This is a genomic window from Chitinophagales bacterium, from assembly GCA_016787225.1.
Classification (GTDB): domain Bacteria; phylum Bacteroidota; class Bacteroidia; order Chitinophagales; family JADJOU01; genus CHPMRC01.
On record JAEUUY010000008.1, the window covers coordinates 99684 to 114986 of the forward strand.

A 15303-nucleotide genomic window follows, 5' to 3' on the forward strand; every position below is an offset into this window, starting at 1 on the left:
ACTTTAATTACCTGCTTTCCAGTTTTGATATTTAACAATTTCTTTTTTTATCTGTGTTAAAACGAAACCCAATACTACAGCGTCATCGATATATCCTATGATAGGAACATCGGGAATAAAATCTACAGGAGAAATAGCATATATTATAGCTAAAACCATTAAAACAATAGTCCACTGAGACAAGCCTGTGTACGCTTTATTAAAGTGATCACGCATCATATCAAAGAATGCTCTAAATTGACTTTGTTTTTTAGTGCCAGAATTGTTGGATGGTATTATTTCACTCATGCTATTGATTTTTACAAAAATAGTTGATTCTAATTTATTAAGATTGAATTGTTCATCTATATTTGTGTTGTGGAATTGAACGATATTTTTGACTATTTAATCGAGCCATATAAGAATTACGAGCATTTGCATATCGTTCTAGAGTTACTAGCGGCTTTTTTTGGCATATTTTCTGTTTTTTTATCTATAAGAAAAAATATATGGGTTTACCCAATTGGTATCATTAGTACATCCATATATGTCTATCTCAATTTTCAATGGACACTTATAGGTGAAATGCTAATCAATATATACTATACAGTTATGAGTCTCTATGGCTGGTGGTTATGGTATTGGGATGCGGAAGTATTTACCTCGAGTATAAAGCTGACAAGTTCAAATCTCACTGTGCGAACTATAAGCTTATTTTTCATAGGTTATATCGCGGTTATTACTATCTATTATTTCAATTTTGGTTCTTTTCTTGCTATTCCTGCTATCAATTATATTGATACCTTAGCAAGTGCTATTTTTTTAGTAGCTATGTATCTGATGGCGCACAAAAGAGTAGAGCATTGGCTATTCTGGATATTGGGAAATGGACTAGCAATTTATCAATTTGTAGTCAAAGGCTATGCTATCACAGCTTTTCAGTTCGTAGTTTTTTTGATACTTGCGGTGATGGGTTGGAAAACATGGAGAAAAAAATAAATTTCACATTTGTTAAAATACTATATTTGCGTTAAATATATATAGCTATAATGTCTCAAGAATTAAAGTGTCCAAAATGCAACAGTTTTCGTCATGTGAAAAGTGGTATCATAGCTGGTCGTCAGCGCTATCGTTGCAAAGATTGTCTATACTATTATACTGTAAATAAAATTGGAAAAAAAATAGATGACTATTATATTACGAAGGCATTGCAGCTCTACCTAGAAGGTATCAGTGCGCGCGAGATCGAACGCCTAATAGGGGTAAGCCATGTCTCCGTGCATAATTGGGTCAAGAAATTGGGTATTCAAAGAATATCAAATGATTCTCATCATCCAACTTATAAAGTATTTAATCATAATGAGCTAGCTGAATATATGGCAGACCGTTCTAATTTGGAAGGTTTTGGTGCAATAATTACAGAAGTAGGCGATAAGTTTATGATGATACGATGGGAGCGATTCCGCAAATAGCCTTAATTTAAATAACTTATATATACATATTTTACAGATATATACTATCTGTTTTCATTTCTCATTTTTTTAGTTCACCTTTGGCTCGAATTAAAATTAATTAAATTTAAAATTTATGAGAAAATTGTATTTATCAGCCTTAGCATTCATAGCGAGTATTAGTATGCAGGCACAGGGCTCTGACCTATATGGTTCAGGGCTCAAAATTAAGTTTAATGACGATGGATCGAAGTATCTGCGTGTTATATCTTGGGCTCAGGTCTGGTCTCGATATAATTATAACAATGAAGGAACAACTAGACAAGGCGCGGAGCAGGAAGCCACTTTTGATGTAGGTCTTCGCAGAGCTCGTATGCTTTTCCTGAGTCAAATTAGTCCTCGATTTTTGATTCTAGCACATTTCGGAATCAACAATCAAAATGCATTGAGTAATAGCTTGGCTAATAATGCAGGAAACACTTGGAAGCCAGGCATTTTCTTCCATGATATGTGGACAGAGTATCTAGTCACAAAAGGCAAGATGAAAAATGGTACTCCTTACGAATTATCTTTTGGAGCAGGATTGCATTATTGGAATGGAATATCGCGGTCTACTAATGCATCTACATTAAATTTTATGACTCTCGATGCGCCAATAGTAAACTGGGCGACGATAGATGCAGCAGATGAGTTTGCTCGTATGATGGGTATCTACGCTAAAGGTAAACTAGATAAGTTTGATTATCGATTTGCTTTGAACATGCCTTTCTCAAGGCAAGCAGCTATTGCCCAAGGAAGCACTGCTGGAAGATCTGGATTCAATAGAAAAAATAATAGTGTTAATCTTCAAGGTTATGTCAGTTATCAGTTTTGGGATCAAGAGTCTAATTTGTTGCCTTTTGCTGTTGGGTCATATTTGGGTACAAAAAAAGTTTTAAATATTGGTGTAGGATTCGAGCACGGTTTTGATGCCATTATGTCTTATAATTCTCTAACAGATTCTGCTGTTCAAGATATGCGATTATTTGCTGCGGATATTTTCCTAGATTATCCGCTAAGTTCTAAAAAAGATGCAATTACTGCTTACGCCGCTTATTATAATTATAATTTCGGAGAAAACTATGTGAGAAATGTCGGAATTATGAATATGGCAGATGGTTTTAGTAGTGGATCTACTGGGGCTGTTAATCGAAGTGGGTTTGGTAATTCTTATCCAACGATTGGTACTGGAGAAGCAATACATGCTCAAGTAGGCTATTTATTGCCAAAAACATCTGACAAGTTAAGAATTCAGCCTTATGGAAATATTACACTTCAAAATTGGTATGGTATTCGCAATACTGATGGTAGTATGAAAGGTTGGATAGCTAATGGTAACATAGGATGCAACTGGCTTTTAGAAGGACACCATGCCAAGATTACTACAGATATTGGTTTGCGACCAGACCTGAATAATATAAACAATGAAGTTAAGATTCGCCCTTGCTTTACGGTACAAACCATGATTTTCCTTTAATTCAATTTCTTCACTTAAAAATTTTAATATATGTCACATCAACCAGAACAAAAAAGCTCTTTGTTTACTATCATTGGAGCTTCATCGGTCGGCACCATGATCGAGTGGTACGATTTTTATATCTTTGGTAGTTTGGCTACCATCATTGCTACTAAGTTTTTCCCCACAGGCAATGCTACGGCTGCATTTTTATCCACCTTAGCTACTTTCGCTGCAGGTTTCGTGGTTCGACCTTTTGGCGCACTTTTCTTTGGTCGTCTTGGCGATCTTATCGGTAGAAAATATACATTTATGGTTACCCTTCTATTGATGGGAGGTGCTACTTTCTTGATAGGTTGTATCCCTGCTTATGAAACCATAGGATTTATGGCACCGGTTCTTGTACTCTTACTCCGGCTATTGCAGGGCTTGGCTCTCGGTGGCGAATATGGAGGAGCCGCTACATATGTCGCAGAACATTCCCCAAGCCATAAAAGAGGTCTTATGACATCTTGGATTCAAACCACAGCAACGGTAGGTTTATTTGTATCACTTATTGTCATTATGATTACCAAAAAATCTATGGATAAAGCAGCCTTTGAAGACTGGGGCTGGCGAGTTCCTTTTTGGATTTCATTATTGATGGTAGCGATTTCTTATGTTATCCGTAAAAATATGCATGAGTCGCCTTTGTTTGCAAAAGCAAAAGCTGAAGGTAAGACTTCGACCAATCCGTTAAAAGAATCTTTTGGTAATAAATATAACTTTAAATATGTTTTATTAGCACTTTTCGGTGCGGTGATGGGTCAAGGTGTGGTTTGGTACACAGGTCAGTTTTATGCCATGAGCTTTATCGAAAAAGTTCTAGGAATATCAGACCAAGTGGGTGAAATTATGATGTACGCTATCGTCTTTGCTACACCATTTTTTGTATTTTTTGGATGGTTATCGGACAGAGTAGGTAGAAAGTGGATTATGATGGCTGGTATGTTGATAGCCATTCTATCTTATCGTACCATCTATGAGAAAATGTATCAAGTGGTTAATCCTGAAAATAAAACGGAAATAGTAGAAAAGGGAACATCGACAGCAGAAATGGTTGAGAATAAAAAAACTTCTGGATTTGATTCGGTTTATACTACTACCAAAGTCTTTACTGATGGCACGACCACTAAGTCTGTCAAGACAATTGCTTTAGAAAATGGCTCAGTAAAAATGAAAGATGGAAAGCCTATGATAGAAACAAAAAATACCAAGGTTATTAATAGTTCAGACCAATGGTCGCTGGTATTCTGGGTGTTTCTTCAAATTTTATTTGTAACGATGGTTTATGGTCCTATTGCAGCTTTCTTAGTCGAAATGTTCCCAACTAAAATCCGATATACATCTATGTCACTTCCTTATCATATCGGTAATGGTATATTTGGTGGATTGCTTCCGGCTATCGCTACCTCTTTGGTCACATCGGCTCAGAAAGCCAATGAAGCAGCAGGACTAGCTAAAACAGCCAATCAATCATACTTAGAAGGATTATGGTATCCGATTATAATAGGCGGTATATGTTTTATCATAGGTGTCTTATATTTAGATGGTAAGGACAACAAAGTCGAGGATTAATTTTTAAAATTTAAAATAGTAAACAATGAGTGCATTAAAAAAAGTATTAGGTTTAGTATGGATAGGCTTGGCCCTATTCGCTGGTTATTATCTATATTTCGATCAGGCGCAGCCTAAATTTGAATCGGGCAAGCCTGAAGATATGATTCCAGCTATTATTTACACATTCATTTTACTCCCTCTTATCGTAGGTGGATTGGGCTGCTTTGGCTACTTCTCTCTTACTGGCGAATATAAGGAGTACAATGATTAGAATTTTTTGGTTTAGGAGTCTTAGGTTTTCTTTTTTCATGTTTTAGAATTCCTAAGATGACAAGGGAGATAGCACAAGCTGTCTCCCTTTGTTTTTTGGTAAATTATAAGTTATTTTATGAAGCTCTTTAACATTTGATTGCCAAGAAAAAAGTCAAGAAACTTTCAAGGTAGTAAGGTTTAAATAGTTCATTTATTAAAGATATTTGAAATATACATTAAAGCTTTTATCTGAAACTTATGGTAATAGGTAAGGTTAGTTTAACTGGTTATTGTATCAGGTTTATAGCACTCAATGATATATAGATGTTTTAGAAGATACTTTAAAATTGGGTATGGGGCAGGCAAAATAGATGATATTTGAGTGGGTGTATTCTAAAACTGCCGGAATGAATAATTGTAATCTTAGGAGAGTTTCTATGGTAATGCAGTATAATTACATATTAATAAATTCATTTAAAAAATGTAATTTTGATTCAAATTAATAATTGAATCTTTGATTATTAAGCATTAGAAATTATTAAAAATTTAAAACAATCCCATGGCATATATAAGTACAGGAGTGAATCAGCCAGGTATAGTGGAACTTCTACGTTACAAACCATCTACAGGAAATGCACTTTTAAATTTAGCGAACACCTTGTTGATAGAAACTTCTCCATTGAGTTCGGGTGAGAGGGAGTTAATTGCTTCTTATGTTTCATATTTAAATGAATGCGAGTTTTGTCATTTATCTCATACAGCCGCAGCTAATGCACATTTTAATGACCATGGAGAAACAGTGAATTGTGTCATTCAGAACATAGATACAGCAAATATTTCAGATAAGTTGAAAGCCTTGCTTAGAATAGCAGCTAAAGTTCAACAAAGTGGTAAACAAGTCCTAAAAACAGATATAGAAACCGCCTTTGAAATGGGAGCTAGTGATGAAGAAATTCACGATACAGTTTTAATAGCTGCCGCATTTTGTATGTTTAATCGATATGTAGACGGTTTAGGGACGACCCCCGCTAAAGCAGAAGAGTATGCAGAAATGGGAAAACGAATGACAAGAGGTTATAAAATGCAGCCAATCACCTAGTGCACTGCACATACCTATTATGAGTAAATTTTTATTGTTTGTTTGTTTTGTTATACATTCCACAGCTTCTTACAGTCAAAGACAAAAAGATACTGCTAGGGCATTAAAACTCTCGGAAGTCAATATAATAGGTCATGAGCAGCGAAATCAAGTGACTAGACATCCAGCTATTTCTGGGACTTATATCTTTGATGGGAAGAAATCAGAAGTCATTTCGTTAAAGACGTTAGATGCTAATATAACGGACAAAACTGGAAGACAGATATTTGCTAAAGTACCTGGCGTTTTCGTTTACGACATGGATGGTGCGGGCAATCAGATGAATATCTCCACTCGTGGGCTAGATCCTCACCGCGGCTGGGAGTTTAATATTCGTAAAGACGGTATCATCACTAATTCTGATATGTACACATATCCTGCGAGTCATTATAGTATTCCTATGGAAAGTGTGGAGCGGATTGAATTGGTTAGAGGTACTGGCTCCTTGCAGTTCGGAGCGCAATTTGGCGGTATGCTCAATTATGTATCTAAACAAGCAGATACATCAAAAAAATTAGGTTTTGAAAGTTACAATACAATTGGCTCCTTTAATTTATTGAGTAGCTATAATGCCATTCATGGAAAGTTAGGAAAATGGAAATACTATGCTTATTTTGCTAAAAAGTCGAGAGACGGCTATCGAAAAAATGAACACACGGATTACGAGGCTCAAGGGGTTCAATTGTGCTATGAGCTAAATGCTAATCTCACATTGAGAGCAGACTGGGCGAGATCTTATTATTTATATAGAATTCCAGGACCTTTGACGGACGCTCTATTTCAAACCGACCCTACCCAATCCACTCGCTCGAGAAATTATTTCAGTCCTTCAATTAACATTCCTTCATTGAGTATCAAGTGGAAATTGGCAGATAAAACAGATTTAGAATTTACAAGTTCTGCCGTTCTCGGTGCCAGAAATTCAGTTCTATTTGATAAACCAGCTACGGTTATGGATAGTATTAATTTTTCTACCAATCAATATAACTCAAGACAAGTGGATATAGATGAATTTAATAGCTATACCAATGAATTGCGCATTTTACAATCGTATAAATTAGGCAAACATGCAAGTCATCTTTCGTTCGGAATTCATCTGATGAATAATAATATGCGCCGCAGGCAGCAAGGCAGAGGAACTACAGGTAGTGATTATGATTTGAGTCTGACCAATACTACTTGGGGAAGAGATGTATATCTAAAAACGAGGAATACAGCGCTATTTGCAGAGAATTCATTTAAACTTTCAGAGAAATTATCTATCAATGCAGGTGGGAGATACGAATCGGGTTCTAGCAATATGAGTGGGTTCATTGTTTATTACCCTACAGATAAAATTCCTTTAGAATTGAATAGAAATTTTATTTTATTGGGCACTTCGATTAGTTATAAAGAAAATAGCCATGTTGAGTTTTATGGCGGATGGTCGCAGACATATAGACCAATGATTTTTAAAGATATTATACCTACAGATGCGTTTGAAAAAGTAGATCCTAATATAAAAGATGCAGATGGATACAATGCTGAAATAGGAACGAGAGGGAGTTATAAATTTTTAAAATGGGATATCACAGCCTTTGCTCTGCAATATAATCATCGATTTGGTAGCATACTTCAATCTGACTCCTTCGGAAATTTTTATACATATCGGACAAACGTGGGAAACTCATTGACGAAAGGAATCGAATTCTATATTCAGGCAAATTGGACTTTAACAAAGGATTTGAACATGACTATTTACACCTCCACTACCTATATGGAAGGGAAATACACGAGTGGTATCATAAAATCGGGGACTACTAATTTTAATATCGAGGGTAATGAGATAGAGAGTGTGCCTAGGGTGATCTCTAGAAACGGTTGGACGATTCAATACAAAAAACTAAGCATCTCCACTTTGCTTAGTTATACTTCTCGTTCGTTCGCAGATCCGCTCAATACTGAGGTTCCTTCTGCTAATGGTGCCGTAGGTATTGTCCCAGCTTATACCCTACTTGACATGAATGCCAGTTATAAAGTATCCAATCACCTAACCATCAAATCAAGTTTAAATAACATAACCAACACTCAGTATTTTACAAAGCGACCTCTTTTTTATCCTGGTCCAGGTATATGGCCTTCCGATGGATTTAATGGTTCTTTTTCGTTTATAGTTAAACTATAGATTAATATAAATGTTATATTTAAATTACCTTTAAATTTAAAAATCCAATGACCCCTCTCAAAAGAATTATAGCCGCCATTGCCTTAGCTATTTTATTTTTTGTTTTGATAAACTTCCCATTGATTTCAATAGTCAATCGAGATGAGTTTTTCATCGGTTTTCCTATTTTATATTGTTATGTCTTTGCTCTTTGGTTTTTATTTATATTGGGTATTTTCTTAATTTACAGGAGATATGAATAGCTTCCAATTCCTAGCTGTATTTGTATCTATAGGCTATCTTGTAGTTCTATTCATTATAGCCTATCTTGTCGAGAAAAAAACCTCTTGGAAAGATTATGTCAAGTCTAGTTCCACTATCTATGCCTTGTCTTTAGCTATCTATTGTACAGCTTGGACCTTTTATGGCAGTATTGGATCGGCTTCTAAATCAGGTATCTCATTTCTACCTATTTATCTTGGCCCTACTATTATGATGCCTTTCTGGTTTTTGATTATTAAAAAAATTAATCGTATAGCCAAGGCAGCCAATATTACCACATTTGCAGACTTTCTGTCGATACGTTATTCGAATAGCAGCAATCTCGGTATGTTCATTACTTTACTGATGATTATTGGTATTATACCATATATTTCATTACAGATTAAGGCTATTTCTGAGAGCTTTTACTTACTCTTGCAGATCAATCATCAAGATTTAGGATTATTTTCGAGTTTAAATTTACCGGTGACGGTGACTGCTGTCATGGGGATATTCATTATCGTATTCGCTACCCAAAAGATGGAATCTACCGAGCACCATACTGGCATTGTAGCGTCGATAGCGTTTGAATCCTTATTTAAATTACTTGCATTTCTGATAGCTGGTTTTGTAATCTCTTACTGTATATTTAGCAGTCCGACCGACATATATCTGAAAACAACGCTTATTCAAGGAGGGAATAAATTTCTGACTATGCCTGCTCAACAAAGCTATCTTGAATGGGCGGGATTTACTATTCTGTCGGGAATTGCCGTTATTATTCTACCGCGGCAATTTCAGGTTGCTGTCATAGAAAATACCAATGAAATCCATTTAAAATCCGCCATGTGGAAGTTTCCACTTTATTTGTTTTTAATTAATCTATTTGTACTGCCTGTCGCACTGGGAGGCAATATTTTTCTAGCCAATTTTCAAGGACTAAACCCAGATTATTATCTATTAGAAATACCATTGGTCAATCAGATGAAGTACATTGGTCTCTTAGTATTCTTAGGCGGATTCTCTGCTGCTAGCGCTATGATAGCTATAGAGACGGTAGCTTTGAGCAATATGTTGAGCAATAATTTTATAATTCCGTTGAGTTTAAAATTTGGAGAGAGCACCATGCGCGATACCATAGCTAAAAGGACACTTTTATTGCGAAGAGTGAGTGTAGTCATCATTTTATTGTTGACTCTTATTTACTTTAAATCTATTTCTCCCTTGTATTCTTTGGTGAGCATTGGCTTGATTTCCTTTGTCTTCGTGGCACAATTTTTTCCAGCTATACTAGGTTCACTTTACCTAAAGCAAAGCAATTCAAAAGCTGTTTTCGGCGGAGTTTTCATCGGATTTTGCATTTGGCTCTATACCTTGGTTTTGCCTTCCATCATCGAAGGAACTACTTGGGGGCAAGATATATTGACACAGGGCTTGTTTGGACTTAGTATATTCAAGCCGAATGCTTTATTTGGTCTTTCAGCCTTTTCACCAGTTATACACAGTTTTTTTTGGTCTATGTTTTTCAATGTGTTGGTCTATCTATTATTATGTTTTTGGAACAAGCCTACGAACTATGAAAAGCAGCAAGCACATATATACGTCGATGTTTTTAAGTATTCTAGTGTGGATGAATCTCGTGTAGTTTGGAAAGAATTTGCCGCACTAGCAGATTTGAAAAGTTTGATGATGAAATTCATGGGCGAGGAAAGAACCAATACGGCACTCAATTCCTTTATGAAGCGGTTTGATATCAAAGATGAGACAGAAATGACTTCTGATCCTAGACTAATTCCCTTTGTCGAAAGGCTGTTAAGTAAGTTTGTGGGGACAGTCTCTGCCAGGATATTAATCGAGTCAGTCATAAAAGAGAAAGATATTTTTATAAATGAAATGCTGGATATCATTCAAGAATCAAAAGAAGTAATCTCTCTCAACAGAGAATTGACTAAGAAGTCCAATGAACTAGAAAAAGCAAAATCAGAGTTGGAACATATAAATCAACAACTTCGATTGCATGACCAGACCAAAAATGAATTTCTCTCTACAGTAAGCCATGAGTTAAAGTCTCCTTTGACTTCTATACGCTCTCTATCCGAAATATTGACAGAGTCAGAAGGTCTTTCCGAACAAGAAATATCAAATTTTTCTGGTATTATCAATAAAGAGAGTGCACGAATTACTCGTCTAATTAATCAATTATTAGACCTAGAAAAATATGATACAGGCAAGGAATCTTTAGTTTTAGGTGTGGTGAATTTAACTGAATTTTTCGAAGACATTCAGGATGCCTTGAGAGCAGAGCTGTCTGATAAAGAAATGATACTGCGTATTGATGTAGATAAAAAATTGAATGAGCTCATCATGGATCGAGATAAACTCATGCAGGTATTTATCAACCTCGTGAGTAATTCTATAAAATTTTCACCCCAAAATACCTCCGTAGAAATTCTAGTTTCTAAAATAGGCGATTATATTCTTGCTGAAATTAGTGATAAGGGGCATGGTATAGATCCGCTCTACCACGAATTAATTTTTGACCGATTTTTTCAAGCCAAAGATCAAACCATACTTAAACCTAAGGGAAGTGGATTAGGACTTGCTATATCCAAGAAAATAGTAGAACTGCACAAAGGAAGAATTTATGTAAAAGAGAGTAGCGAAAAAGGCACTACTTTTGCTATAGAATTGCCACAACTTAAAAACGATGAGCGCTAAACTTTTACTTGTTGACGACGAACCCAATATCCTTCTCTCATTAGATTTTCTAATGCGCAAAAATGGTTTTCAAGTATTAATAGCGCGCAATGGCACAGAGGCCTTAGAGCTGCTCAATGAGCATACACCCGATCTTGTTATCCTAGATATCATGATGCCGGATGTGGATGGCTATCAGATTTGTCAGCATATCAAATCCGACGCAAAATTAAAGTCCACCAAAGTAATTTTCTTATCTGCAAAGTCAAAAGAGAGTGATATAGCCAAAGGATTAGAACTCGGAGCCGATGCTTATATGACCAAGCCATTTGCCAATAAGGCTCTATTGGAAAAGGTAAAGGAATTGATTTCTTAATTGCCTATATCATTTTAACGCTCTATACACATTCTAGTCATTTTTTATACCTACCTTTGGTTTCGTATAAAACGATTCAATATGCGTATAAGAACTCTCGCTGAATACCAAACTGCTTATCAAAAAAGTGTTGAAACTCCAGAGCTATTCTGGGATGAGATTGCTTCGAATTTTCAATGGAAAAAGAAGTGGGACAAAACTTTGGACTGGAATTTTTCTGAACCCAATGTAAAATGGTTTGTCAATGGCAAATTAAATATCACAGAAAATTGTATTGACAGACATTTAGCAACCCAGCCTGATAAAACGGCTATTATCTGGGAACCTAATGAAATCGGTGAGCAGTTTAAAACATTTACCTACCGTCAACTCTATCATGAAGTCTGTACTATGGCGAATGTTTTGAAAAATATGGGGGTCAAAAAAGGCGATAGAGTTTGTATATATCTACCTATGATACCGGAATTGGCATTTGCGGTATTGGCTTGCGCTAGAATAGGTGCAGTGCATAGTGTGGTATTTGCAGGTTTTTCATCGAGTGCTATTGCCGATAGATTGATTGATGCCAAGGCTGATTTTATCATTACCTCCGACGGAATGAGCCGAGGGCCTAAGGCTATGAATATTAAAGAGATCGTCGATGGGGCATTGGAAAAAATAGATTTTATCAAAAAAATTCTTGTGGTCAATCGTATGAACTCTGCTGTGAATATGCAAGATGGCAGGGATATATGGTATCATGAAGTCAATCAAGGAGTTTCTAACGAATGCGAGGCGGAGGAAATGGATAGTGAAGATATGTTATTCATTCTTTATACTTCCGGTTCTACTGGCAAGCCTAAGGGCGTAGTTCATACTTGTGGCGGTTATATGGTTTATGCTGCTTATACATTTGCGAATGTATTTCAGTATGAATCGGATGAAATTCATTGGTGCACTGCAGACATTGGATGGGTGACAGGACATAGCTATATAATCTATGGACCATTAGCGAATGGTGCTACTACCTTGATGTTTGAAGGAATTCCTACCTATCCTGAAGTAGATCGTTTCTGGTCTGTATGTGATAAGCATAAAGTTAATATTTTCTATACTGCTCCAACAGCTATTCGTTCATTAATGGCTTATGGATCTGAGCCCGTCGATAAGCACAATTTATCTTCATTGCGAAAATTAGGCAGTGTAGGGGAGCCTATTAATGAAGAGGCATACCATTGGTTTGAGCGCCACGTAGGTAAGGGAAGATGCCCTGTGGTAGATACATGGTGGCAAACTGAAACAGGTGGCATTATGATAACGACTATGGCAGGTGTGACAGAATCGCCAGCGAGCTTTGCGGGTTACCCGATGCCAGGGATACAACCGAGCTTGGTGACACCAGAAGGTAAATTGATAGAAGGAAATGATGTAGAAGGATATTTATGCATCGACTATCCTTGGCCATCTGTGCTTCGCACGACATACGGCGATCACGAACGCTGCCGAATCAATTATTTCGCTACCTATCAAAATAAATATTTTACAGGAGATGGCGTATATCGGGACAAAGATGGAAGATATAGAATCATAGGTAGAGTAGATGATGTGATTAATGTTTCCGGTCATAGATTCGGAACTGCAGAAATAGAAAACGCTATCGATGAAAATCCTGCTGTGATAGAAACTGCTGTGGTGGGCTATCCGCATGATATCAAGGGGCAGGGAATTTATGCATTTGTCATTTTAGAAAGTCATGCAGAGCCCAGTGAGGATACTAAGAAATCTATCATCGATACTTTGGTCAAGGAAATAGGACCTATTGCTAAACCTGATAAAATACAATTTGTCCCAGGTCTTCCAAAAACGAGAAGTGGTAAAATCATGCGCAGAATATTGAGAAAAATTGCCGAAGGAGATACATCTAATTTAGGCGATGTGACGACATTGATAGACCCTTCTATCGTCGAAAAAATTAAGTCAGGAGCGATATAGATTATATCTGAATTAGATACTTTCAACTATTAACTATTTTATGTCCTACAAAGAAATTTATCATAGAAGCATTCAAGATAGGGAAGGTTTTTGGCGTGAACAAGCACAAGAGTTATCGTGGTATCAATTTCCCAATACTATTTTATCGAAAAATGAAAATGGACTGTATCGATGGTTTGAGGATGGTATGCTAAATATGTCTTATCTCTGTCTAGATTTTCATATAGAACAAGGTAGAGGTGAACAAGTAGCTATCATATATGACAGTCCTGCTACTGGTAATGTCCAAAAGTTTACCTACAACCAAGTGAAAACTCAAGTAGCTAAACTAGCTGGTGTATTATCTTCACTCCAAGTGGTCAAAGGAGATACCGTAGTTATTTACATGCCTATGATTCCAGAGGCTGTAATTGCTATGCTAGCCTGCGCACGTATTGGAGCTACGCATAGTGTTGTTTTTGGAGGATTTGCACCTCATGAATTAGCCATAAGAATTGATGATGCTAAGCCAAAGATTATTATCAGTGCTAACTATGGAATAGAATTCGATAAGAGAATAGAATACAAACCACTCCTAGATAGAGCGATAGACGAGTCTAGTCACAAGCCTCAGAATACGATTATAGTGGAGCGTGAGGGTATGACTATTGATTATAAAGATAACTACGATTTGCCATATAATCAATTAATGTCTAATGCCAAAGAGGCAGAGCCTGTAGAAGTCAATTCTACCCACCCTTTGTACATACTTTATACAAGTGGTACGACAGGCAAGCCCAAAGGTATCGTTCGTGATACAGGTGGGTATGCAACAGCCTTGAAATTCTCTATGTCACATATTTATAATGCAAATCCTGGTGATACCTTTTGGTCAGCAAGTGATGTAGGATGGGTGGTAGGTCATAGTTATATAGTGTATGGGCCATTGATACATGGATGTACGACGGTATTATTTGAAGGTAAACCCATACGAACTCCCGACGCAGGTACATTCTGGCGAGTCATTGCAGAATATAAGGTAAATACATTTTTCACTGCTCCTACAGCCATCCGAGCTATCAAAAAAGAAGACCCAGATGGAGAATTGATGAAGAAATATAATTTGTCTTCATTGAATTTAATCTTTTTGGCTGGCGAGCGCTGCGATCCAGCCACATTTGAATGGCTAGGCGAAAAAACTAAGAAACCTGTGATAGATCATTGGTGGCAGACAGAGAGCGGATGGCCTATGCTAGGTATTCAATATGGTGATGAGAAATTATCTGCCAAATCGGGTTCTTCCAATTTCCCTATATGCGGATATGAAATCGATATTCTCGACGATGATGGCAATAAATTAGATAGAAAAGAAGAAGGATTCGTTTCCGTAAAATTACCTATGCCACCAGGAACTCTTATGGACTTATGGCAGGATACTGAAAATTTTAAATCATCATATTTAAGTAAATTTGATGGATATTACTTATCGGGAGACGGTGGCTATATTGATGAGGACGGTTATTATTTTATCATGGGGCGAATAGATGATGTCATCAATGTAGCAGGGCATCGCTTGAGCACAGGAGAAATGGAAGAGATTTTAGCCGCACATCCAGCTATCGCCGAATGTGCAGTCATAGGTGTCGAGGACGAACTGAGAGGTCAGCGACCCATCGGATTCATAGTTTTGAAAGATGGTCAAGATAAAACCGAAAATCAATTAGAAGAAGAAACAATTGCTATGGTTCGTGAGAAAATCGGAGCAGTAGCCTTTTATCGCAATACTATTCTTGTAAAACGATTACCAAAGACTCGGAGCGGTAAGATTCTTCGAAAAACAATGCGTCTAATCGCCGATGGGAAGCCATTTGCTGTGCCATCTACCATAGATGACCCCTCAATTCTAGAAGAAATTAGAGAACGAATGAAGGATAGAAAATTAAGTCTAGCTTTTGAATAAAA

General features: G+C 36.7%; 12 protein-coding genes. 11 read left to right on the plus strand and 1 reads right to left on the minus strand.

All coding sequences use genetic code 11. The features are described 5' to 3' along the window. Positions 1 to 3 precede the first annotated feature (3 nt). Entirely contained in the window at positions 4 to 288 is a 285-nt protein-coding gene (locus JNL75_02375; GenBank protein MBL7788662.1) for a DUF1232 domain-containing protein, read from the minus strand. Between the two features lie 69 nt (positions 289 to 357). Between JNL75_02375 and JNL75_02380 the strand changes: the two genes are divergently transcribed. From JNL75_02380 to JNL75_02430, 11 genes are all read left to right on the plus strand, one after another. Further along, positions 358 to 978, plus strand: a complete 621-nt coding sequence (locus JNL75_02380; GenBank protein ID MBL7788663.1) for a nicotinamide mononucleotide transporter — start codon at positions 358 to 360, stop codon at positions 976 to 978. Positions 979 to 1028: 50 nt separating this feature from the next. After that, positions 1029 to 1451 (plus strand): IS1 family transposase, encoded by a 423-nt coding sequence (locus JNL75_02385; GenBank protein MBL7788664.1) that lies wholly within the window; start codon positions 1029 to 1031, stop codon positions 1449 to 1451. A 115-nt stretch (positions 1452 to 1566) separates the two neighbouring features. Next, entirely contained in the window at positions 1567 to 2946 is a 1380-nt protein-coding gene (locus JNL75_02390) for a hypothetical protein (GenBank protein MBL7788665.1), read from the plus strand. 96 nt (positions 2947 to 3042) lie between these two features. Continuing rightward, positions 3043 to 4542 carry an MFS transporter gene (locus JNL75_02395; GenBank protein ID MBL7788666.1) on the plus strand — a complete coding sequence of 500 codons (1500 nt, stop codon included), beginning with the start codon at positions 3043 to 3045 and terminating at the stop codon, positions 4540 to 4542. Positions 4543 to 4567: 25 nt separating this feature from the next. After that, positions 4568 to 4795: a hypothetical protein gene (locus tag JNL75_02400; protein ID MBL7788667.1), complete on the plus strand. Its 228-nt coding sequence runs from the start codon at positions 4568 to 4570 to the stop codon at positions 4793 to 4795. 540 nt (positions 4796 to 5335) lie between these two features. After that, positions 5336 to 5875 (plus strand): peroxidase-related enzyme, encoded by a 540-nt coding sequence (locus tag JNL75_02405; protein MBL7788668.1) that lies wholly within the window; start codon positions 5336 to 5338, stop codon positions 5873 to 5875. Positions 5876 to 5894: 19 nt separating this feature from the next. After that, positions 5895 to 8078 (plus strand): TonB-dependent receptor, encoded by a 2184-nt coding sequence (locus JNL75_02410; protein MBL7788669.1) that lies wholly within the window; start codon positions 5895 to 5897, stop codon positions 8076 to 8078. 234 nt (positions 8079 to 8312) lie between these two features. Continuing rightward, positions 8313 to 11036, plus strand: a complete 2724-nt coding sequence (locus JNL75_02415) for a hypothetical protein (protein ID MBL7788670.1) — start codon at positions 8313 to 8315, stop codon at positions 11034 to 11036. Next, complete coding sequence (locus tag JNL75_02420; GenBank protein ID MBL7788671.1) at positions 11026 to 11391, plus strand: response regulator; 366 nt, start codon at positions 11026 to 11028, stop codon at positions 11389 to 11391. Before JNL75_02415 ends, JNL75_02420 begins: the two co-directional genes overlap by 11 nt. An 81-nt stretch (positions 11392 to 11472) precedes the next feature. Further along, positions 11473 to 13362, plus strand: coding sequence for an acetate--CoA ligase (gene acs / locus JNL75_02425; protein MBL7788672.1), 1890 nt, complete (start codon positions 11473 to 11475; stop codon positions 13360 to 13362). Positions 13363 to 13402: 40 nt separating this feature from the next. After that, the gene (locus JNL75_02430) at positions 13403 to 15301 is read left to right on the plus strand and encodes a propionyl-CoA synthetase (GenBank protein MBL7788673.1); all 1899 of its coding nucleotides are present in this window, start codon (positions 13403 to 13405) and stop codon (positions 15299 to 15301) included. The last annotated feature ends 2 nt before the right edge of the window (positions 15302 to 15303 follow it).

Coding starts and splice junctions, on each gene's coding strand:
- JNL75_02375 (MBL7788662.1), bottom strand. CDS start 288: ATGAGTGAAATAATACCATCCAACAATTCTGGCACTAAAAAACAAAGT.
- JNL75_02385 (MBL7788664.1), top strand. CDS start 1,029: ATGTCTCAAGAATTAAAGTGTCCAAAATGCAACAGTTTTCGTCATGTG.
- JNL75_02390 (MBL7788665.1), top strand. CDS start 1,567: ATGAGAAAATTGTATTTATCAGCCTTAGCATTCATAGCGAGTATTAGT.
- JNL75_02395 (MBL7788666.1), top strand. CDS start 3,043: ATGATCGAGTGGTACGATTTTTATATCTTTGGTAGTTTGGCTACCATC.
- JNL75_02400 (MBL7788667.1), top strand. CDS start 4,568: ATGAGTGCATTAAAAAAAGTATTAGGTTTAGTATGGATAGGCTTGGCC.
- JNL75_02405 (MBL7788668.1), top strand. CDS start 5,336: ATGGCATATATAAGTACAGGAGTGAATCAGCCAGGTATAGTGGAACTT.
- JNL75_02410 (MBL7788669.1), top strand. CDS start 5,895: ATGAGTAAATTTTTATTGTTTGTTTGTTTTGTTATACATTCCACAGCT.
- JNL75_02415 (MBL7788670.1), top strand. CDS start 8,313: ATGAATAGCTTCCAATTCCTAGCTGTATTTGTATCTATAGGCTATCTT.
- JNL75_02420 (MBL7788671.1), top strand. CDS start 11,026: ATGAGCGCTAAACTTTTACTTGTTGACGACGAACCCAATATCCTTCTC.
- acs (MBL7788672.1), top strand. CDS start 11,473: ATGCGTATAAGAACTCTCGCTGAATACCAAACTGCTTATCAAAAAAGT.
- JNL75_02430 (MBL7788673.1), top strand. CDS start 13,403: ATGTCCTACAAAGAAATTTATCATAGAAGCATTCAAGATAGGGAAGGT.